The sequence below is a fragment of the Solwaraspora sp. WMMA2056 genome, from assembly GCF_030345095.1.
Taxonomy (GTDB): domain Bacteria; phylum Actinomycetota; class Actinomycetes; order Mycobacteriales; family Micromonosporaceae; genus Micromonospora_E.
Genome location: NZ_CP128360.1, coordinates 976,234 through 996,509, shown reverse-complemented (window position 1 = coordinate 996,509; position 20,276 = coordinate 976,234). Strand labels below are relative to the sequence as shown.

The 20,276-nt window shown below is 70.0% G+C and carries 19 protein-coding genes; 12 read left to right on the top strand and 7 right to left on the bottom strand.

The annotated features are described in order from the left end of the window. Positions 1–401: 401 nt before the first annotated feature. Together O7608_RS04630 and O7608_RS04625 are read right to left on the bottom strand one after the other, a co-directional pair. Positions 402–938 carry a GNAT family N-acetyltransferase gene (locus tag O7608_RS04630; RefSeq protein ID WP_289208793.1) on the bottom strand — a complete coding sequence of 179 codons (537 nt, stop codon included), beginning with the start codon at positions 936–938 and terminating at the stop codon, positions 402–404. After that, entirely contained in the window at positions 938–2,254 is a 1,317-nt protein-coding gene (locus tag O7608_RS04625; protein WP_289208792.1) for a helix-turn-helix transcriptional regulator, read from the bottom strand. Before O7608_RS04625 ends, O7608_RS04630 begins: the two co-directional genes overlap by 1 nt. A gap of 322 nt (positions 2,255–2,576) precedes the next feature. Here O7608_RS04625 and O7608_RS04620 point away from each other — a divergent pair, with 322 nt between their 5' ends. The 6 genes from O7608_RS04620 (at position 2,577) to O7608_RS04595 (ending at position 6,888) form a co-directional block, all read left to right on the top strand. Then, the gene (locus O7608_RS04620; protein WP_289208791.1) at positions 2,577–2,939 is read left to right on the top strand and encodes a hypothetical protein; all 363 of its coding nucleotides are present in this window, start codon (positions 2,577–2,579) and stop codon (positions 2,937–2,939) included. Then, complete coding sequence (locus O7608_RS04615) at positions 2,936–3,172, top strand: hypothetical protein (RefSeq protein WP_289208790.1); 237 nt, start codon at positions 2,936–2,938, stop codon at positions 3,170–3,172. The genes O7608_RS04620 and O7608_RS04615 overlap by 4 nt, the downstream gene beginning before the upstream one ends. Positions 3,173–3,177: 5 nt before the next feature. Next, the gene (locus O7608_RS04610) at positions 3,178–3,510 is read left to right on the top strand and encodes a hypothetical protein (RefSeq protein ID WP_289208789.1); all 333 of its coding nucleotides are present in this window, start codon (positions 3,178–3,180) and stop codon (positions 3,508–3,510) included. A gap of 360 nt (positions 3,511–3,870) precedes the next feature. Continuing rightward, positions 3,871–4,836: a hypothetical protein gene (locus O7608_RS04605; RefSeq protein WP_289208788.1), complete on the top strand. Its 966-nt coding sequence runs from the start codon at positions 3,871–3,873 to the stop codon at positions 4,834–4,836. Continuing rightward, complete coding sequence (locus O7608_RS04600; protein ID WP_289208787.1) at positions 4,833–5,222, top strand: PIN domain-containing protein; 390 nt, start codon at positions 4,833–4,835, stop codon at positions 5,220–5,222. The genes O7608_RS04605 and O7608_RS04600 overlap by 4 nt, the downstream gene beginning before the upstream one ends. Before the next feature lie 241 nt (positions 5,223–5,463). Further along, a complete protein-coding gene (locus O7608_RS04595; protein ID WP_289208786.1) occupies positions 5,464–6,888 on the top strand; it encodes an ATP-binding protein in 1,425 nt (474 codons plus the stop codon). On the opposite strand, the gene O7608_RS04590 is transcribed toward O7608_RS04595, so the two are convergent. From O7608_RS04590 to O7608_RS04580, 3 genes are all read right to left on the bottom strand, one after another. Next, positions 6,889–7,620, bottom strand: a complete 732-nt coding sequence (locus O7608_RS04590; RefSeq protein WP_289208785.1) for a GNAT family N-acetyltransferase — start codon at positions 7,618–7,620, stop codon at positions 6,889–6,891. Positions 7,621–7,684: 64 nt separating this feature from the next. Then, positions 7,685–8,485 carry an endonuclease/exonuclease/phosphatase family protein gene (locus O7608_RS04585; protein WP_289208784.1) on the bottom strand — a complete coding sequence of 267 codons (801 nt, stop codon included), beginning with the start codon at positions 8,483–8,485 and terminating at the stop codon, positions 7,685–7,687. Positions 8,486–8,495: 10 nt separating this feature from the next. After that, positions 8,496–9,179, bottom strand: coding sequence for a class I SAM-dependent methyltransferase (locus O7608_RS04580; RefSeq protein ID WP_289208783.1), 684 nt, complete (start codon positions 9,177–9,179; stop codon positions 8,496–8,498). A 393-nt stretch (positions 9,180–9,572) separates the two neighbouring features. Here O7608_RS04580 and O7608_RS04575 point away from each other — a divergent pair, with 393 nt between their 5' ends. The 4 genes from O7608_RS04575 (at position 9,573) to O7608_RS04560 (ending at position 15,738) form a co-directional block, all read left to right on the top strand. Beyond that, the gene (locus O7608_RS04575) at positions 9,573–10,901 is read left to right on the top strand and encodes an MFS transporter (RefSeq protein WP_289208782.1); all 1,329 of its coding nucleotides are present in this window, start codon (positions 9,573–9,575) and stop codon (positions 10,899–10,901) included. Then, a complete protein-coding gene (locus tag O7608_RS04570) occupies positions 10,898–12,739 on the top strand; it encodes a S9 family peptidase (RefSeq protein ID WP_289208781.1) in 1,842 nt (613 codons plus the stop codon). The genes O7608_RS04575 and O7608_RS04570 overlap by 4 nt, the downstream gene beginning before the upstream one ends. A 308-nt stretch (positions 12,740–13,047) precedes the next feature. After that, the gene (locus O7608_RS04565) at positions 13,048–15,018 is read left to right on the top strand and encodes a RiPP maturation radical SAM C-methyltransferase (protein ID WP_289208780.1); all 1,971 of its coding nucleotides are present in this window, start codon (positions 13,048–13,050) and stop codon (positions 15,016–15,018) included. A 30-nt stretch (positions 15,019–15,048) separates the two neighbouring features. Continuing rightward, positions 15,049–15,738, top strand: a complete 690-nt coding sequence (locus tag O7608_RS04560; RefSeq protein ID WP_289208779.1) for a DUF5825 family protein — start codon at positions 15,049–15,051, stop codon at positions 15,736–15,738. Here the strand turns inward: O7608_RS04560 and O7608_RS04555 are convergent. Further along, positions 15,662–17,659 carry a glycosyltransferase family 2 protein gene (locus O7608_RS04555; protein ID WP_289208778.1) on the bottom strand — a complete coding sequence of 666 codons (1,998 nt, stop codon included), beginning with the start codon at positions 17,657–17,659 and terminating at the stop codon, positions 15,662–15,664. The two genes, O7608_RS04560 and O7608_RS04555, sit on opposite strands and share 77 nt — an antisense overlap. After that, positions 17,656–18,765 carry a glycosyltransferase family 2 protein gene (locus tag O7608_RS04550; protein ID WP_289208777.1) on the bottom strand — a complete coding sequence of 370 codons (1,110 nt, stop codon included), beginning with the start codon at positions 18,763–18,765 and terminating at the stop codon, positions 17,656–17,658. Before O7608_RS04550 ends, O7608_RS04555 begins: the two co-directional genes overlap by 4 nt. A 238-nt stretch (positions 18,766–19,003) precedes the next feature. On the opposite strand from O7608_RS04550, the gene O7608_RS04545 reads away from it, so the two are divergent. Together O7608_RS04545 and O7608_RS04540 are read left to right on the top strand one after the other, a co-directional pair. Then, on the top strand, positions 19,004–19,621 hold the full coding sequence (locus tag O7608_RS04545; protein WP_289208776.1) for a SigE family RNA polymerase sigma factor: 618 nt from the start codon (positions 19,004–19,006) through the stop codon (positions 19,619–19,621). Continuing rightward, positions 19,618–20,271 carry a hypothetical protein gene (locus O7608_RS04540; protein ID WP_289208775.1) on the top strand — a complete coding sequence of 218 codons (654 nt, stop codon included), beginning with the start codon at positions 19,618–19,620 and terminating at the stop codon, positions 20,269–20,271. The genes O7608_RS04545 and O7608_RS04540 overlap by 4 nt, the downstream gene beginning before the upstream one ends. Positions 20,272–20,276: the final 5 nt, after the last annotated feature.

Here is a 20,276-nt window from a genome sequence, read left to right as displayed (position 1 = left end):
CACGAGTCCGTTTGAGGGTGCGTAGGCCTCACCTCGCCGACCCTGGACTGCCATGTCAGGATGGGCGAGACCGATGACCGCTTCTCACGCACCGCTGTTGAGGTCTTCATGCGACGTCGATACAGCGAGTATCGCCCTACGTCGCGGTGGAGGGCTCGCCGACGTGCATCACGTCCGGTCCGTCGGGTCCAGTTGAACGCGGTGGGCTGGTCGGCGGTCGCGCTGTCCGGTCTGACTGGTGCCGGCCTGGGGTACGCGGTTGGCAGACTGGCCGACCTTCCGGGCTGGGTCGGCGTCGTATTCGGCGGCACGGCAGCCGTGCTGATCACCCTGATCGCACTTGGTCGGCAGCGTTCTGCCCGAGAGTGAGCAGACGGTCGTGGTGGGGCGGCCTACTCGCGCTACGGGCGGATGAGGACGTCGTAGATGGGGGAGTTCTCCCAACCCGGTCGGAGCTGGGCGACGGTGCGCCAGCCCCAGGAGGCGTACGCGGCCTGCGCCGGGGCGTTCTTCGGATCGGCGAGCAGGGTGGCTCTCGACTCTTCCCGGTTGCCGAGCAACTCGTCGTGCAGTGCGCGTGCAACGCCCTGTCGCCGCCAGGACTTACGGACCATGAGCTCGCTGATCGCGAAGGTGCGCCGCCCGTCCTCTGAGGTGAAGCCGTCCGGTACGGGCGTGAGCAGCCCGGTCCACCAGCGGTCCGATGAGAGCGGAAAGCCGTAGGCGTAGCCGACGAGTTCGTTGCCGACCCTGCCGGTGACGAGCTTCCAGCCGGGCAGCGTCATGTGACCGTTGATCTGCCTGCGGTAGCGGTCCTCGCCGTGGAACGCGTCGGCTGGCTCGTCGTAGATCTCGATGTAGACGCCGACCAGGTCGTCGAGGATCGCCTTCGCTTGGTCGGCGTCGTAGACGTCGAGCTTGAGACCGTCGACCGCCATCAGGCGACCTTTGCGGCGTCGTACGCCTCGATGAAGTCACGAGCCGCCGGCACGTGTGGAGCCGTCTGCCCGAGGTCGGCACGCAGGGACGCCAGTCGCTTCCGCGTCCGCCGAGATTCAATCGAGGCGACGGCAGGCACGACGTCGTTCGCAACTCTGCCGGCTTCGACGTAATCGCCCTGCTGGTACAGGGCATCTGCGACGTCAACCCTGGTAAGGACGAGGTTCCGTCGGAAGAGGGGATCGGGATCCACGAGACCTTCAGCGAAGAGGCTGGATGCACGGTCTGGTCGGTTGAGGGCGAGATGACCGGCGCCCTCGATACCAGTCATCTCCAACGTGTTGACGAACTGGAGATATGGCGGGTCATCGACTGCCGTCCCTCGGTCGAACTGGGTCTTGGCCTTGACCAGCTCGCGTCCGAAGCCGGATGCGTCGCCGGCCTTGGCGTGGGCCAGCGTCGCGCGCAGGTGAAGCAGGGTCTTCAAGCGAGGCGTGGCCCAGGGTGCGGCGATCCGCTGGGCCGCGTCAGCGAAGCGCAACGACTCCGATGGATTGGCATCCCGCACCAGCATCGAGAGCTGCTGCAGCGCACGCACCTCAAGTCGAGGATCGTCGCGGAGCCGGGCGCGGACAAAGGCTTCGTGCAGGTAGTGGCGGGACTCCTGACGTCGCTCGGCATCCAGGGCGAGCCAGCCGGTCTGGACCTCCAGATCACCGAGGCAGTCCTGCAGGGCCTCGCCGACCTGGCGGCTGTAGCTCGCCTCGCGCTCCCAGCGGGTGAGGCGGCGGTGCATGGCGATAGCGACGTCGCACAGGCTGTCGCCGCCGACCGCCGCGTCGGCACGCCGGAAGGCCAGGATCGTCTCGGAGACCTGCTGCATGTGCTCCATGCCGAGGTGCTGCGGCACCTGCGGCGATGTGATCCAGTCGCGCAGCGGTGTGGCGATGCCGAGGCCGGCGAGAGCAGTATTGATCGCGAAAGCACGGCGGTTCACAAGATCACCTCCATCGGTATCCCCAAATGCCACCGTACCGCCGGAATCGGTGCTGTCCAGAGCGAGATTCGTCGGCTCGGCGCTGAACAGTGCGTCGAGCTGATCAATTGGCAGGTCAAGGGCTTCGGCGAGTCGTGCCCGTACCGCTGGGTGTGGATCTGTGTCACCGCGCTCCCACCGGGCGATCGTCGTGCGATCGACCTGTAGGAGCCTGGCCAGTCCTTCCTGGCTGAAGCCTGCCGTCCTGCGCTGCCTGACCAGGTCGTGCCGCCGTGCCGTCACCTGGACGCCCTCCCGTCGCGTCGGACCAATGTCCACGGTGCACGTAGTACACACAGATTTACAAGATCAATGCAATGGGCTGTGGATAACTCTTCCGCTGGACTTGGCGTGGAAATTCCACGGCGATGCGGGTAGGTTGACGTACACCTGTTTTCGCAGGTCAGCGAGCGATGCAACAGAAGTGCACCAGGAATGCTACAGAAATGCATCTGCCGGCGAGCCGCGTGCGCCCGGCATTGTGGTGGCACGGCCCGGGGCGGGTGCCCGGCAACGCGGCTCCCAGGTCTGCAAACTCGGTTGGCGTGATCCCGCCCGCCCCGGCGCCTCTCCACGATTCTTTCCCCCAAGGAGGCACGACGTGTTCAGGCGCAACGCGGCGACCGTACGGCACCGGCTGACGGCGGCGACCGGCGGCGACTACCAGAGCAACAGCGGACGCAACGGCGTACGGCGATCGCGGCTGACCGGGCCGGCGGTGCGCGCCATGCGGTTCCTGCCGCGCCGCTGGCGCGGCGGCCTCGACCCGGACGAGGTGTACGGCTACCTGGAACGGGTCGCCGACGAGGTCGACGAGCTGCGCCGTGAGCTGCGGATGGCCTGGACCGAAGCCGACCGGGTGCGCAACGCGCTGCGCGAATGGCAGACCGAGCAGTTCGAGGCCCGGTTCGACCCGCAGCGGCAGGCCAACGGCCAGCACCACTACTACGCGGGCGCACGGTGAGCAGCGGGCCGTCCGTCGGGGAGGCGGTGCCGGTCCGTGAAGACCTCGTCGCCGTCTACCGGGACATGCTGGCCGCCCATACCGACTCGCCGACGCTCAAGGTCTGCGTGTCCTGCCTGCGGAGCCGCTGCGACGACTGGCGCTGGGCGTACGAGCGGCTTGCCGCCGCCGGCCGGCTCCCCGACGGAGTCACCGACGACGGACCCGCACTTCCTACCGACGAGGAGGAGTAGCTCCCATGAGCTTGTACGACGGCGCGACGTACCCCGGCATCCTGGTGCGCGACGGGCCGGCCGGGCAGCGGGCCGCGCTGGCCGGCGGCCCCGACGTGTGGGAGGTCATCGCCGCGCGGCACGCCATCAAGGCCGCATCCCCGGAGCTGGACGGCGACGAGCTGGTCACCGAGATGATGGCCAGCACCGGGCTGACCCGGCACAGCGTCGACGTCGCGCTGCGCTACTACGCCGACCACCGGGCCGAGATCGACGAATGGATCGCCGCCAACGAGGCAGCCGCCGAGCAGGGCGAACTGCTGTGGCGAGCCGAACAGGCCCGACGAACCGTCAGATGAGTCGGCCGGTCTCAACCGGCAGCGCCGTCGCCGTTCATCGGCTCCAGATAGTCACGCAGCATCTGCCACCCCCCACGCGCAAGTCACCCGCCGCGCCGAGCGCGGGTCTCTAACCGGCGGTACGCCGCCAGCGGCGGCTCGTGATCCGAGTGCCGCCGCAGCGTCAGATCGTCGACGGTGACGAACCAGCGCCGGCCGGTCGAGTCACCTGCCGCCCTGTGGCGGCTGCCCCAGCCGACCGGCGAATCAAGGTCTGTCGTCGGCCGGTCAGGGGACCACGACCCTGCGTGGTTCCTTCTAGACTGCATGGCGAGGCACCAGGTCCTCGACGACAGGGATCAGATGTAGGAGTCGCGGCTCATGAGGATCGTCCGGGCGAAGCTGGAAGGCGTCAACGCCCAGCCCGGCCGCGTCGCGGCGGCCGACGTCGCCCGCATGATTCTTGGTCTTGAACGTGCCATAGCCCACGCGGCGTACTTGGTCCTCGGAAAGGCCCGGCGTGGGACCGGTCGGCACGTCCAGGCTATCGAAAGCGCGGCGCGACTTCGCATGGTAGATATCCAGAGCGGAAGCTTTGTCGGAGTCTTCGCCTTGCCGGAAGCGGCAGAGCCAAACGACGACGAGCTGCCTATCTCCGTCGCGGACCTGAGTTCTCTTGCTTTTGATCGGCTGCTAGCCGTGATCACCGGCGGTGGCCCGGAAACAGACGCGGAGCTGGCCGCCGCGGTCGCTCGGTTAGCCGCAGATCTAGGGATCGGCGACCGAAACACAGCGATGACCTTGATCGATGACTCCCCGATGTCGACGGGACAGGCTTCACGCCAAGCGACTATCGATGCTGCAGTTCGGGAACGCCTGCAGCGCATCGGTGACCGGGTGCCCACGAGCAGGGATGAGACCCTGACCGGGGTGCTTTTCGAGGCAGATTTCGAAAGCCACACCGCTCGGTTGCGTCTTGCCAGCGGCGACGCTGTAGCAGTCAACTTCTCCTCCGAGCTTGCTGACCAGATTCAGGAGGCACTGCGCTCCCGCGCGAATCTTGAGGGCTACGTGCGTTACCACCCTCGGACAGCGCAGGCTACCAGCGTCGACCTGCGCGCAGTCTCCCGAAGCACCCAACTGGAGCTTGACGTTGACTCGTTCTGGGAGCCCCAGACCTTTGCTGGACTCCAGACAGCACAAGGAACGGACGGCTGGGTCAACGCGGCCGAGCTAGGGATGACCGATTTGACGGACGATGAGCGAGCCGCATTCCTCGCGGCTCTCGCCGAATGGGGCCGGAGGACGTCCCCAATGGGCCACTGCTCATTGACACGGACGTTGTGAGCTATTGGCTGATGGGGGCCGATCATGGCAGGGCGTTCATTAGCCTCACTGCAGGTCACGAGCAAGCCGTGAGTTTCGCTACGTACGGTGAGCTGCTCGCCAACGCCCACCGTCGACGGTGGGGTGCTCGTCGCATAGAGGACCTGCGCAGCCGGCTCAAGTCCTTTGTCGTGGTTCCCTACACCTACCAGGTCGTAGAGCTTTGGGCAGAGATGCACGCGAAGCTCTCCGGGCATCTACAGAAGGGCGGCACGAACGACCTTTGGACCGCTGCGTGTGCCCTGGCGCTTCGTCCGCAACTGCCGGTCGCCACGAACAACCTGAGCGACTTCGGGACGATCTCGAAATCTTTCCCTGACCTGAGACTCATTCACCCTGATTTGTGAGGTCGCAATCTCCGGGCGGTCTGTGTGGGGTGTGGCAGGGTCAGCAAGGACTGTGAGACTTGTTCGTTTTAGCCACCGCTCCCTGCTGCGAAATTTCGCTGCCTTCTGCAATATTAGTCGTACAGGCAAGTTTTGCAGTAGCTGAGCCGAATATTGCAGTCCTCGCGGTGGTGGCGCATCACCTCACGTTTGAGCTAGCCTGGATGTTACTAACATCAGTGTTACTAACATGGGAGTTAGCGTGGCGGGCTTCGTCGGGCGTACCCGGGAACTCGGCACCCTCGCCGCCGAGCTGGACCGCATCGCCTCGGCCCGGGACGACCGGCCCGGCCGCTGCCTGCTCATCCGAGGGCGGCGGCGGGTCGGCAAGTCCCGCCTGGTCGAGCGGTTCGTCGACGACGCGCAGGTGCCGTACCTCTACTTCACCGCCGCCGGTGCCGGCACCGCCACCGAGCTGCGGCAACTCGTCGCCGACGCAGCCGAATCCACCCTGCCCGGCCGGGACCTGATCGCCGCCGCCAACCCGTCAGACTGGGACGCCGCGTTTCGGCTGCTGGCAGCGGCGCTACCCGACGACACTCCCAGCGTCGTCGTCCTCGACGAAGTGCCCTGTCTGATGGATCCCGAGCAGCAGTTCGAAGGCATCCTGCAGCGGGCCTGGGACCGGCTGCTGTCCCGCAAGCCGGTGCTGCTCGTCCTCATCGGCTCCGACCTGGCGATGATGGAGGCGCTCAACGACTACCGTCGGCCGTTCCACCAGCGCGGCCGCGAGATGGTGCTCGGCCCGCTCAACCCGGCCGACCTCGCCACCATGCTCGACCTGCCACCCGCCGACGCGATCGACGCCGCCCTGATCACCGGTGGGCTGCCGCTGGTCGCCGCCGAATGGCCGCCCGGCACCAGCCTCTGGGACTTCCTCGGCGTGGCGCTGGCCGACCCGACATCGGCGCTGCTGGTCTCCGCGGAACGGTCACTCGCCGCCGAGTTCCCCGCCCAGCTCCAGGCCCGCGAGGTGCTGACCGCGATCGGCTCCGGCGAGCGGACGTTCACCAACATCGCCCGTACGGCCGGCGAACTGTCCTCGACGTCGCTGCACCGGTCCCTGGAAACCCTGCAGGTCAAGCGGCTCGTCACCGGTGAACTGCCGCTGTCCACCCGCCCGTCGAAGGACCGCCGCTACCGGATCGTCGACCCGTACCTGCGCTTCTGGCTGCGGTTTCTCGCCGCCGCGATGCCGGAAATCGAACGCGGCCGGGGTGACCTGACCCTGGCCCGCATCCGGACGAGCTTCCCGAGCTGGCGGGGCCGGGCGGTCGAGCCGCTGATCCGCGACGCACTCGCCCGGCTGCTGCCCGACGACTCGCTGCCGGCGGCACCCGCCATCGGGGCGTACTGGACCAGATCGAACGACGTCGAGATCGACATCGTCGGTGCCGACCGGGCACCGATCGCCCGCGAGTTGTACTTCGTCGGCTCGATCAAATGGCATGACCAGGCGCCGTTCGACGGGCACGACCTGTCCGCGCTGTTCCGGCACCGGGCAGCACTGACCGACGAGCCGGTGCCGACCGTCGCCGTCTCCCGCAGCGGCGCGTCCTGCCGTGGGCTCGACGTGCTCTACCAGCCCATCGACCTGCTCGCCGCCTGGCAACCGGCCGGCGGCTGATCAGTTGTCGGCGTCAAGGCGCTGACGGTACGCCTGAAGCTGGTCACCGTCGCGGGTGTGCCAGCACGGCCCGAGCTCCCAGCCGAGCCGTTCGTAGAAGCCCGTCGCCCCGGCCGACCCGACCGGGGTGACCAGCTCGGCCTCCGCCGCCCCGGCGCGCCGGGCGTCCTCGACGAACCGGCGGACGAGTTCCGCCCCGATTCCGCTGCCCCGCCACTGCGGCTGCACCGCCACCGCGACCATTACCGCGACCTGCGGATTGTCGGCCGGCCCGGCTGCTGGAGCCGGCTGGCCGGACCGGCGCTGCGCGATCTGGCGGGCCCAGGGAACGGCCCGGGAAGCCAGCTGACTGGCCAGCCGTGGGCGGCGGACCAAGGCACCAGCACCGGCTACCGACAGTGCGGCCAGCGCCCGCCGATCGGCGAACAGTGCCGCCATGTGCGCGGCCTGGTCGGTGGTGCCCAGCAGGAATCCGACAACGTCACCGTGTGGTGTCGTCGGGTCGGTGACCACGTAGCCGACACCGTGCCGGGAGTCGAGGTAGGTGCGGTGCCAGCGGCGGACGAAGCCTGCCCCGAGCGACGGAAACAGCCCGACCGGCAGGAACTCCACATGCGTACGGGCCGTGACGGGCAGATCGGCGTACCCGGCCGGCCGCACGGCGGCTTCGCTGCGACCCGACCTCGTCACCTCGGCGCGGGACCGCGACAGGGTATTGGAGGTGCCTACCATGACCGATGGGTACCCACCGTCAGGGCGGTCATACCGGGGCGGGAACAGCCGGCGTCCGACGAGGTCAGCCCCGCAGGTCGAGGAGCAGGGCGCGGTGGTCGGAGACTTCCGGCTGACGCACGATTTCGAACCGTTCGACGGCGGCGACGTCGGAGACGAGCAGATAGCTCGCGTGCCGGACCGGCTTCGGATAATGCGACGTACGGGTGTCCGCCGCGCCGACCAGCTCGGTCAGTCCGATATCACCCAGTACGTCGAACGTCGCGCTGTCGGGCAGCAGGTTGAAGTCTCCGCACACCACCACCAGATCGTTCGGGTCGCGTACCCGCTGGACCAGCTCGGCCAGCCGTACCGCCTGGGCCCGACGTGCCGGGGTGTCCGCCTTGCCCGCCGGATCACGTAGCCCGTGCACCTGCACCACCCAGACCCGCCGACCGTCGGCGCGGCCGACTGTCCCGACAGCGAGCGCCACCCGTGGACGGTCCGCGACGGTCCACTTGCCATGGGCGATGAACTCCCCGTGCACGAAGGCGGAGTCGACACCGACGACGGGCAGCCGCTCGGCGGTCATCGTCGCCACGCCGAAGTCCTGCCGGTGCCGGGCACCCGTCCCGTCGGTCACCGGCCCGGAGTCACTGGTCAGGAAGAACGCCTGGTGGCGGGGCAGTACGGCGCGCACGTCGTCGAACAGGTTCGCGCGCTGCGGCAGGGCGCGGTCGCCGTCGTCGAAACGGGTCCAGCCGGTCAGGCCCGGCGTCCGGGTCACCTCCTGCAGGCAGGCGACGTCCGCCGCGCAGTCGGCCAGCCAGGGCAGCAGTTCGTCGGCCAATGCCCCGCCCCAGGTGTTCACACTGACGATCCGCATCGCGCTGGCGTCAACCGGCGTCGGCCCGTGTCGCGACGACACCTATGAAAGCACTGGACCGGCCGGACTCGAACCTGCCGTCGTAGTGGTCCAGCATCTCGATGCGCCAGCCGGTGAGCAACTTACGGGTGTACTCCTCGTCGAAGAAATGCCGGACATGGCCGTCGACGCTGAAGATCCGAGGACCGAACTGCTCGCCCTTGCCGTAGTTGGGGTCGGCGGTCGACTTGACGCAGAAGGCCAGGACGCCGTCGGGCCGCAGCACCCTGCCGATCTCATCGAACACGTGCTGGGTGGTCCGCTCGGTGAAGTAGTGCAGCGCGAGGTGCGAGTAGACACCGTCGAAGCGGCCGGTGGCGAACGGGAGGCCCGCGGCGATGTCGTGTACGTGGAGTTCGGTCGCCGCCGCGTCCGGCTGGCCTGACTGCTCAGGTACGCGGGCCCGCGCCAACCGGATCGCTTCCGGCGAGAGATCGACGCCGGTCACGTGCCAGCCGGCCGCCGCCATGGCCAGCATGTCGTGGCCCTGTCCGCAGCCGACGTCGAGTACCCGTCGCGCGGCCGGCAGCCGGGTCATTCGCTCGGTGAAGGTCTGTCGCAGCCGCTGATGGCCGGCGTACCGCCCGGTGGACCTGCCCGAGGCATGCCAGGCATCCCATAGTGGCTGCTGGTCGGGGATGCGTTCGGTGGTCAACTGCTCCCCTCCCGGGCAGAATCCGACTTACGGTAGACAACCGTCTTGTCCCTACAATATTACCGATGCCGGTCTTGCGACTGACATCGGCTACTTGGCGGGTAAAGATGGCCGCGCGTCGTTGTTGTGTATGGGACGTTCCGTAATAGTCGGTCCTGCGGCTTAGCATCGATTCTCAGGGTGAATGACCATAAGTTCAGATTGAATCACCTGGTGAACTGCTGTCCGGTGGCTCAACGTATTTACATGCTTGCTTTGGGCTGGTGTCGCTGTTAGCCTCTGTGCACGGCCACATCGGGGGCGGCCAGTCGATTGAATGCGCCTGATCAGCGTTCGTAGGGAAAGTCTCAATCAACGATCTGGGACACTGACGCCGATGATTTGGTCTATCTGATGCACGCGTCCTCGACGCCGAATGTGACGGCAGCTGAAGCAACGCGAAGAAGAGATTTCCGTCTGTACTGGATCGCTGGTGCGGTCGATCAACTGGGATCTCAGACATCGGGGATCGTGTTCCCGTTGGTGACGCTGGCGGTCACCGGGTCGCCGGCAGCCGCCGGACTCGTCGGCGCGCTCGCGCTGGCCGGCCGGCTGGCCGCCGCTCCGGTGGCCGGCGTCCTGGCCGACCGGCTGCCACGCAAGCAGATGATGGTCGTTTCGTTGGTGGTGGCGGCCGTGGTGATGGCGACTCTGTTCGCCGGGGTCGCCGTCGGCGCGGTCACCCTGGCATTGCTGGCCGGTGCGGCGTTCGTGGAAGGCGTCGCACAGAGCGGGTACGAGGCCGCCGGTGCCGGGTCCATCCGGCGGGTCCTCCCTGCCGACGACAAGCTGGCCCTGTCCCGGCTGGAGGCGCGCAATCACGCCGTACAGGTCGTCGGGCCGGTGATCGGCGGTGCGCTCTACCAGCTCGGGCGATGGGTGCCATTTCTGGTGGATGCGGTTTCCTACGTCGTCTCCGCCTGTCTGGTGTCGGCAATTCGTACCGACCTCACACCGGTGCGCGCGGAACGTACGTCATTTCTCGCTGATCTGCGGAACGGGTTGCGTTTCGTCTGGCAGCAGCCATTCTTGAGATTCGTCACCATCTGGGCCGCCGCCATCAACTTCACTTTCGGCGCACTGATCTACTACGCAATTCTGACTTCTGGCCAGCAGGGCGCTCCGGCCGCGTCAATCGGGCTCATTCTCGCCGTCGCCAGCATCGGCGGCCTCACCGGCGCGTTGGCAGCGCCGGCCGTGTTCGCCCGGGTCCGACCGATGACCGTCATCGTCGTCTCGTCATGGGCGATGGTGGCCCTGGTCGTCGCCATGTCACAGGCTCGGCAGACCTGGACGTACGGCCTGCTGTTCGGCCTGGTGTTCCTGCTCAGCCCGCTGCTCGGGGTGATCTTCCAGTCCCGGGTCATCGCGTTGACCCCGGACGAGCTGCAGGGCCGGGTCGGCACCGTGATGGGCACCGCCGGGGAGGTGCTGCAGACCCCGGCGCCGCTGCTCGCCGGGCTGCTGGTGGCGTGGTACAGCCCGTCGGCCGTGGCGCTGGTGTTCGCCGCCCTGCTGGCCCTGCTGGCCGTCTACACCACCGCCAGCCTGCGGCATCTGCGTGCCGGCACGGAAGAGGGCGAGGACGGGAGCGAACCGCCCCCCGGGCCCGAGCCGTCGTCGGGCCCAGAGTCCGAGGCAGAGCCCAAGCCGGAGTCACAGGTCGAGGAGGCACGTCGATGAGTCGCGAGTACCGGCTGTTCTACCCGGCGCTGCCGGTCGTCGCCGAACACGCACCGCACCGGCTGGTGTACGTCGGTGACGCCGACGGGCGGTGCCAGATCTTCGCCTGGGACCGCCGGGCCGGTGCCCTGACGCAGCTGACCGACCGGCCGACCGGCACGATCCGGGCTGCGCTCGACCCGGCCGGTGAAACGGTGTGGTGGTTCGACGACGACCTGGCCGGGGTCGGTGTCTGGCGTACCACCGATTTTCCCGACGGCCCCACCACCAGCTTCGCCACGACGCCGGCGCTGCCCGGGGTGGCGCCCGCCCGGCACGCGGGCATCGCGATGGCCGACGACGGGACGGCCCTGGTCGGGCTCGCCGACGACGACGGTCTGACGCTGCACCGCCGCCAGCCGCACGGCCGGATCACCGAGGTGACCCGGATCGACGGGTACGCGTACCTGGTCGACCTGGATCCGGCCGGTGACCTCGCCGTGGTCGGCACCGACGCGGCGGCCCCCGACGCGGTCACCGTCCTGGACCGCGACGGTACGCCGGTCAGCCGGATCGCCGGCCGCACCAGTCGGCGGGTCTGGGCGCTGGGCTTCGCGCCCGGCGGAGGCGAGGCGCGGTTGCTGCTGGTGGTCGAGTCCGACGGACGCTACTTCCCGGCGACCTGGACCGCCGACGGCGGACTGACCACGTACGAATGGTGCTGGTACGACACCGAGATCACCGCGAGCTGGTTCCCGGACGGTCGGCGGATCCTGATCCGGCAGGACCGGTACGCGCGGACGGTGCTGCACGAGGCGGACCTCACCGCCCGTACCAGTGTGGTGTCGCCGACCCCGGCGGGCAGCGTGCTCGACGCGGCGGTCTGGCCCGACGGCGAGCTCGTCTATATCTGGACGGATTCGCTGACGCCCCCTCAGCTGCGGTCGGCGAGCGGGGTGCGGTTGCCGGACAGCGGGGTGCGGTTGCCGGACAGCGGCGCGCAGTCGGATCCGGCCGCGGCGGCGGTGCCGGTCGACGACAACACCCGCCAGGAGCTGTGGGTGCCGGGTCCGGGCGGACGGATCCACGTCCTGCTGACCGTGCCGAACGACGGTCGTGCCACCCATCCGGCCGTCTTCCTGGTCCATGGTGGGCCGTCCCAGCACGCCCGGGACGCGTACGACCCGCTGGTGGAGGTGCTGGCCAGCACCGGATGCGCGGTGGTGCGGGTCAACTACCGGGGGTCCAGCGGGTACGGCTCGGCGTGGCGCAACGACTTCAGCGACGGGGTCGGGCTGACCCAGATCGCCGACCTCGCGGCGGTCCGCGAACACCTGGTCGCGGCCGGCGCGATCGAGTCCGGCCGGGTCGCCCTGTGGGGTACGTCGTGGGGCGGCTACCTGACGCTGCTGGCCCTCGGTGTGCAGCCGCAGCTGTGGCGGTTGGGGGTGGCGATCAGCCCGGTCGCCGACTACGTCGCCGCGTTCCACGCCGCCTCGCCGGCGGTCCAGGCGCTGGACGTGACGTTGTTCGGCGGCAGCCCGCAGCAGGTGCCGCAGGCGTACGCCCGGTCGTCCCCGGTGACCTACGTCGACCAGGTCCGGGCGCCGGTGCTGCTCGCTGTCTCCAGCGACGACGTGCGCTGCCCGCCGGAGCCGGTGGAGCGGTACGCGGGTCTGCTCGCGGCGCGGCGGGTGCCGCACCAGGTGGTCCGGCGGCGGGCCGGGCACGACGACTTCGACGCGCACAGCCATCTCGCGTTGACGCAGACCGTGCTGCTGTTCATGCAGCGGCACTTCGACGGCGTGCAGGAGGAGGGGACCCCGGTCGCGCTTGCGATGGCCAGGCCGGTCGGTTGACCCGCGTTTCCGCACGTTGACAGGTCCATCGTCGATCGGAGAGGAGGTGAACGGCATGCGGAAGAACGTTGTCGAGAACGACCCGATCAACGGCAACCGCGACCAGCTTCGCAGCGCGGGCGTCCAGGTCACGGTCACGGTCAAGATCAAGTTCTGATCCGGCCGTACGGGGTGGAGGCGGGCGGACCACCGCTGTCTGCCGGCGCGACCGACCGCCTCCATCCACTGCGCGAGCGAGTCCCACCGCACGCGAGTCCCACCACACCTTGGTGCGATCGAAACAAGTCCGACGAGGAGAAGAAGGGCACATGCGGATCCTGCTGGTCAACATGCCGTGGTCATCGATCGATGTCCCGTCGCTGGCGTTGGGCATCCTCACCAACAGCGTCCGCCAGAAGGTGCCGGACGCGCAGGTCGACGTGATGCACGCCAACCTCGACTTCGTCGACTGGGTGGTCGAGCGCACCGAGTTCGGCCTGAGCGACTACTACTACTATTCGCTGTTCACCTACTTCTCCGGCTGCGGCGACTGGGTCTTCTCCTCCGCGCTCTACGACGATCCGCAGTGGCGGGTCGACGAGTTCGTCACCCGGGTGCAGGGCCAGATGTCCGAACGGGACCTCACCCGCAACCTGGAGCTGCACCGTACGGTGCCCGAGTTCGTCGCCGAGGTGGCCGCCCGGATCGTCGAGCGGCAGCCGGACATCGTCGGGTTCACCTCGACGTTCCAGCAGAACGCCGCCGCCCTGGCCACCGCGCGGGCGGTCAAGCGGCTCGACCCGCGGATCCGTACCGTGCTCGGCGGCGCCAACTGCGACGGCGAGCAGGGCGCGGCGATGCACCGCAACTTCTCCTTCATCGACTACGTGGTACGCGGCGAAGGCGAGGCGGCGTTCCCGAAGCTGCTGACCGCCCTGCGCGACACCGACACAGGCATCGACACCGACAGTCGGCCCGACCTGGCCGGGATCGAAGGTCTCTGCTGGGCCGACGCCGCCGGACGGCACGTGGCCAACCCGATGAGCACCGCCCCGCTGCCCCCCGCCGAGATCGTCAGCCCCGACTACACCGGCTACTTCGAGCGGCTGGCCAGCTCCCGGGCCAACCACTGGGTCGAACCCCGGCTGGTCGTCGAAGGCGCCCGGGGCTGCTGGTGGGGCGAGAAGCACCACTGCACCTTCTGCGGCCTCAACGGGTCGTTCATGCAGTTCCGCAGCAAGCATCCGGGGCGGTTCTACGACGAGATCATCGACCTGGTGCAGCGGCACCAGGTGCTGGACATGTTCGTCGTCGACAACATCCTCGACATGAGCTACGTGACCTCGCTGCTGCCCCGGCTGGCCGAGTCCGGCTACGACCTGCGGCTGCAGTACGAGATCAAGTCGAACATGCGCGGCCCGCAGGTGCAGGCGCTCGCCGACGCCGGCCTGGTCAGCGTGCAGCCCGGCATCGAGAACCTGAACAGCCGGGTACTCAAGATCATGGACAAGGGGGTGACCGGCTGCCTCAACGTGCGGATGCTGCGCGACGCCGAGACCAGCGGCATCACCATCGCCTGGAACTACCTGTACGGCTTCCCCGGCGAAACCGACGCCGACTACCGGTCGATCATCGAGCAGATGCCGGCCCTGCACCACCTCTGCCCGGCCGACGGCAGCACCCGGATCGCCATCGAACGGTTCAGCCCGTACTTCGTCAACCCGGCGCTCGGCTTCACCGACCTGCGCCCGGCCGCCCAGTACCGGCTCATCTACGACCTGCCCGAATCCGAGTTGATGGACCTGGCATACATTTTCGACACCCCGACCCAGGGCATCGGCGACGACGTCGGCGACGAGCTGGACCGGGCCGTCACCCACTGGCAGCACGAGTACGCCCGTAGCCGGCTCACCCACCACGACCTCGGCGACGAGATCGTGCTGGTCAGCCAGCGACGGCACTTCGACTGGCATGTGCTGCGGCTGACCGACCCGGCCGAGATCGCCGCGTTCCGCCAACTGGACCAGCCGCACAGCGTCGCCTCACTGGCCCGGCGCATCGACGTACCGGAGCCGGCCGTCGCCGCGCTGCTGGCCCGCTGGCGGGAACTCGGCATCGTCTTCGCCGACGCGGACCAGTTCATCCAGATCGCCCCCAGGGCGATGAACCAGGAGCTGATCCGGATCGACCACCTGCATCAGGAGCGGGCGGCCGCGCAGGAAGAGGCGGCGTCCGCCGACGCCGTCGGGGCCGCCGGTAACGCCGCGCCGGAGCCAGTGCCCGCGCTCACCGCCGTCTGACCGGAACCGCCTTCTGACAGGAGCAGCCCGTTGACCACCACCCCCGTCGCCGCCGGGCCGTCCCGGCCGATCACCGTACGGCGGCACCGCGACCATGATCCGGCGGTGGCCGACATCCCCGGCATCGACCTCGGCCCGGCCGAGGTGACCGGGCCGGTCGGTGACGCCGTCGCCGACTGGCACGCCGACGGTGTCCGCAAGCTCGTCCTGCCCGGCGTCGTCGATCTCACCGTGGCCGATCCGGCGGCGGCGGCCGACGCGGTACGCCGACTCGTGCTGGTCCGGGAGGCGACCAGTTACGCCATCGAGATCGACTGGTCGGTGCGGCTGCCCGGCGGCGACGACGACCTGTGGCGGGTGTACGGGCACCTGCGCCCGCCGGTCGCCGTCGAGTTGGTCGGGGCCGACGCCGCGACGTCGGCGGCGGCCACCACCGCCTGGCGGGACGCCTTCTACTTCGACAAGTGCACCTACCGCCAGGGCCCGGGTTTCGTGCAGGTACGGGACCGGCGCACCGGTCAGCTGAACCTGCTGACCATCGACGACCCGGCCTACCTTGCCGTGTTGGCGCAACTGGTCGACGGCGCACCGGTCACCGGCGTGGACATCGACATCGCCCGCGAGTTCGGGGAGGAGGGCCTGGTCACGAAGGTGGGGGACCAGTTGGTGTGGCTGCCGCACCGGCTGCGTCGCTGGCCGCTGCCGTCGATGGTGATCTGACCGGGTCGGCCATCGCGTCCGGCGGCACCCCGGGCCAGCGGGCGTACGCACTGTCCACGAAGTACGCCTCGCCCGGATCCCAGGTGTGCCCGGTGGGTCGGCGGTGGTACAGGTAGCCGAGCGGGTGGGTGCGGTAGACGCTCGCCCCCGCCGCGCGCAGCCGCTCGATCAGGCCGAGGTCGACCGAGCGGGGCACCGGGCGCCACCCGCCGACGGCCTCCAGATCGCCCTTGGCGAGCAGCATCGTGCCGCCGGCCACCACGTCGCCGTACGCTTCGGGCACCCCGGAGCTGCGGCGCAGGGTGACCCCTTCACGTTCCAGGTGGACGAGTTCGGCACCCTTGCCGACCAGCACCGCGCCGGAGTAGTGCCGGGCCAGGACCAGGTCCCAGACGTGTTCGACGCCGTAGCTGTCGTCGTCGTCGAACTTGGTGACCAGGGTGCCCCGGGCGCGCCGGGTCACCGCGCCGAGCGCCGCGCCGAAGTCGGCGCTGGCCGGCAGTCGGACCACCTCGAACGGGCGGCCGCAGTCGGACAGCATCCGCCGGGCCGGCTCGGGCAGGTCGATGCCGTGCAGCCCGAGGACGATCTCCAACTCCGGGTAGGTCTGCGCGGCGATCGCGGCCAGCGCCACCGGCACCAGCTCCGCCCGGCGGGTGACCAGGATCGCGCTGACCGAGGGTGGCTGGCCGAGTACCGGCAGCCCGCCGGTGGCCAGGGCGGGTAGCCGCAGCCCGGCGGCGTGCCCGCGCAGCGCGGCCCGGCGCTGCCGTACGCTGCGCGCCTCGACGGCCAGCGCGGTGCCGGCCGGGTCGTCGTGGTCGGGGGTCGGCGGCGGTGTGCTCACCAGTGCCCGCAGGTCCGGGTCGAGCAGGTCGGCGACGGCCGGTGGCAGCACCGGGGCGTGCAGCAGCACCCCGGTGGCGGCGATCTGCACCAGCAGCCCGGCGGTCTGCGCCGGGTGTTCGCCCGGCACCAGTCGGCAGTGCACCGCGCGGACCTGGCGCAGCGCGGCGAGCGCGGTCGCGTCCAGGCCGGGCCCGGTCAAGGCCCCCTGCAGGGTGCGGCCACCGGCCGGCCCGGTGGCCGGGTCGGCGCGGAACCGGGCCGCCGACCGGCCGCCCCGGGCGAACTCCAGGGTGGCCTCGGGCGCCGAAGACCGGTACGCCGTCACTGGTCGGCCCCGTGGGTTGATCCGGGTGGCGTCGACGAGCACCATCGGCGCACCCTCGGTGACGGTGACGCGGTGTCCGCTACCGGCCAGCACGGTGCCAGCCAGCACGGTGCCGGCGTCGTCGGGTCGGGGCGCCACCGCTGCCGGCGTGACGACCAGGTCGTGGGCGCGGATCTCGTCACGGGCGGTGAGTTCACCGGTGGTGACGGTCGCGGTCGCCGACAGGAACGCCGGCCCACCGCCGCTGCGGCCACCGGCCCTGCCGCCGCTGCGGGCGGGGACGACGCCGGTGACGTCCGGGCTGCCGGGGGCCGGCATCGGCCGGGCACCGTCCAGGGCGTTCAGCGCCGACCGTACGGCATCGCGCAGCGCCACCGGGGCGGCGACGGCGAGCCGGACGGTGGCCGCGCCCCGACGCAGCCGGGGCAGCCCCACCCGGTGCCGGCGCAGTCGCGGCAGCATGCCGACCGTACCGCCCCAGCCGACCCGGGGGGACCGCCACCAGGCGACGACCACGGTCACCGACCGTACCGGCGAGCCGGCGGCCGGATGGTGGGTCAGGTCGCGGAGCCGGTCCACGGTGCCGGCGACGACGAGGGCCTGCCCGGTCCCGGGTACGCGCAGCACCCGCAGGCCCACGGCGCGGCCGAGCCGCTCGGCGGGACGCGGCGGGGCGAGCCCGCGTAGTCGCCAGGTGACCTCGACGCCGGCCGGCCCGCTGGTGTCGGATCCGGCACCACGTGTCACCTGAGGGTCTCCTCCCGGTTCTGCCCGCCACCGGCTCCGGCCCCGGCACCGGTCATCGCCGCAGGTCGTGGTCGCGTGGCGGCGGCCATCCCCCGGGCAGGGGAGCCGAACAGCCGTTTCCGCACCAGCCAGCAGGCCATCAGCAGTTCGTACAGAGGATAGGCGTTCGCCGCGACGAGCCGGTGCTTGACCGCCTCGTTGGCGCCGCCCGGCACCGGGTAGGCGCCGCCGGGCCGGTACCGGCGGTACAGCGCGGCGGTGCCGCGGAAGTAGCGCCGCCGGCTGGACCGGGGCACCCGGTGCGGGTGGCCGAGCACCTGCAGGCAGTGCCAGATCATCCGGCCGAAGATCAACGACCGGACCGGTGCGGCCCGGCCAGGGTCGGAGTCGAGGTAGGTGAAGACCCGCTGCCACTGGTCGAACACCTCGAAGTGGCGGTCACTGACGGTACGGGTGATCGCGCCGTCGTGGTGCTGCCGGTACGCGTAGCAGTCCCGGTCCAGTACGGCGATCCGGTCGGCGGCGACCATCAGCGGGATCACGGACGACACGTCCTCGTACCAGCCGGACTGGAAGGTGATGCCGGTCCCGGCCAGCCACTCCCGATCGACGATCTTGTTGCAGGCGATCCACAGGACGTCGAGTAGACCCGGCTCGTCGGCGAAGGAGAAGACCGCCGGCAACTGCCGCCCCGGCGCGATGTCGGTGACCGGGTGCTCCTCGGCCCGGCCGTCGGGGTACACCCGCGCGTACCCGGTGATCAGGATCTCCGGGTCGGTCCGGCGGAGCCGTTCGACCACCGCCGCGAGCGACCCGGCCGGCAGCCAGTCGTCACTGTCGACACACCAGACGTAGCGCCCGCTGGCGTGGGCGATCCCGGCGTTGCGGGCGGCGCCCAGCCCCGAGTTGCGGTCCATCGTGACCACCGTGATCTGCCGGTGGCGCTGCGCGTACTCGGCCAGGATCGCGCCCGACCGGTCGTCGGAGGCGTCGTCGACGGCGACGATCTCCACCTCGTCGCACTGCTGGTCGAGGATCGAGTCGAGGCAGGCGGCGAGGTACTTCTCGACCCGGTAGACCGGGATGATCAGGCTCAACAGGGCCATCGGAGAAGCTCGCCTTCCATACCGTCGGTCCGGCGCAGGAGTCGGCCGGTGGGCGGACAGCATCCGCCGGGCAGGGGAAGGGGGCCCTATCGCAAAGCTAACAGGCAGCGAGCGGAGAGTGAACGTCAGGCAGAACCCTAGGCCTGTCACCTTCTTCCGACGGTGCGACGTCTATGTCTGCGGGGGCGGACACCGAGGAACCACACCGGGGAGGGGTGCCCAGGCATGAGGGTGCAGTGTGTACGGCGCGGTTGAGGTGACGCTGCCGGCGCCGCTGGTGGGCAAGCCACGGCCGGCCGTGGACCAAGCGGCGGCCCGGGTCCGGTCGTCGGCGGGTACGTCGGCCGACGCCTCGGACGAGGAGTTCGTGGCGTTCGCCGAGGCGGCCGCGCCCCGGCTGCGTCGGACCGCCTACCTGATGTGCCGGGACTGGCATCTGGCACAGGATTTCACCCAGACCGCCCTGGCGAAGATGTACGCGGCGTGGTCGCGGGTGGTGCGGGCCGACAACATCGACGCCTACAGCCGCAAGGTGTTGCTGCGGGTGGTGCTGGACCACCGTCGCCGGCTCAGCGGTCAGGAACTGGTGGTGCCCGGGCCGGCGCTCGACAGTGACCCGGCCCGGCCGGAGCAGCCCGCACTGCGGCTCACCATGATCGACGCGCTCGGCTGCCTGCCGCCACGCGATCGGGCGATCGTGGTGCTGCGCTACTGGGAGGACCAGAGCGTGGAGACGGTGGCGGAGACGTTGGGCGTGTCGGTGTCGGTGGTCAAGACCCAGAGCCGACGGTCCCTCGCCCGGCTGCGGGAGCTGCTCGGTGACAGCCGCGCCGACCTGCTGGTCGAGGAGTCGTGACACCGCCGGCCCGGCTCGTCGGGGCGGTGCTGGTGGCCACCCTGCTGATCACCGGATGCGCGACGCCGGACAGCGGGGCCGCGTCGGGTGCCGGCTCCGCGCCGGCCGCAGGGGCCGCCGGCGGCACCACCACCCCGGCGGTACGCGACACCTGGTTCGTCGCCCCCACCGCGCTCGGTCCCGGCTGGTCGTACCAGCCACGACAGCTCGGGGTGCCCCGCTGGCCCTGGGCCCAGGACGACTGCCCGACCTACCGCGACGCGGACTATCCCGCGCAGTTGCACCGGGTAGCCGCCGCGCAACGGCGCTACCACCACCCGACCGCCACCGGGCTGGCGCTCGCCGTCGTCGAGGTGTTCCAGCCGGACTGGGCGGCGCGGGCGATCGCCGACGCCGAGCAGGTGGTACGGACCTGCCCGACGTACCGGTTCGGGCCCGGCACCATCACGTTCGAGCTGCTCGACCCCGAGCGGGAGGCTGCGTTGCTGGTCCGGGGCCGCATCGACCATCCGCAGTCCGCGCCGACCGTCTCCTACTTCCTGGCGGTCCGCCACGGCGACACGGTCGCCACGCTGAGCCTGCCGGATCCCGGCTCCGTGCCGGCGGTCATCCGAACCCTGGACCAGATGGCCACCGCCCTGGCCGGATGACCGGC

Bases quoted from the DNA above. Each gene is read 5' to 3' on its own strand.
- O7608_RS04565 (WP_289208780.1), top strand. From the start codon at position 13,048: ATGCGGATCCTGCTGGTCAACATGCCGTGGTCATCGATCGATGTCCCG.
- O7608_RS04590 (WP_289208785.1), bottom strand. From the start codon at position 7,620: ATGGTAGGCACCTCCAATACCCTGTCGCGGTCCCGCGCCGAGGTGACG.
- O7608_RS04570 (WP_289208781.1), top strand. From the start codon at position 10,898: ATGAGTCGCGAGTACCGGCTGTTCTACCCGGCGCTGCCGGTCGTCGCC.
- O7608_RS04610 (WP_289208789.1), top strand. From the start codon at position 3,178: ATGAGCTTGTACGACGGCGCGACGTACCCCGGCATCCTGGTGCGCGAC.
- O7608_RS04605 (WP_289208788.1), top strand. From the start codon at position 3,871: ATGAGGATCGTCCGGGCGAAGCTGGAAGGCGTCAACGCCCAGCCCGGC.
- O7608_RS04575 (WP_289208782.1), top strand. From the start codon at position 9,573: ATGCACGCGTCCTCGACGCCGAATGTGACGGCAGCTGAAGCAACGCGA.
- O7608_RS04550 (WP_289208777.1), bottom strand. From the start codon at position 18,765: ATGGCCCTGTTGAGCCTGATCATCCCGGTCTACCGGGTCGAGAAGTAC.
- O7608_RS04585 (WP_289208784.1), bottom strand. From the start codon at position 8,485: ATGCGGATCGTCAGTGTGAACACCTGGGGCGGGGCATTGGCCGACGAA.
- O7608_RS04630 (WP_289208793.1), bottom strand. From the start codon at position 938: ATGGCGGTCGACGGTCTCAAGCTCGACGTCTACGACGCCGACCAAGCG.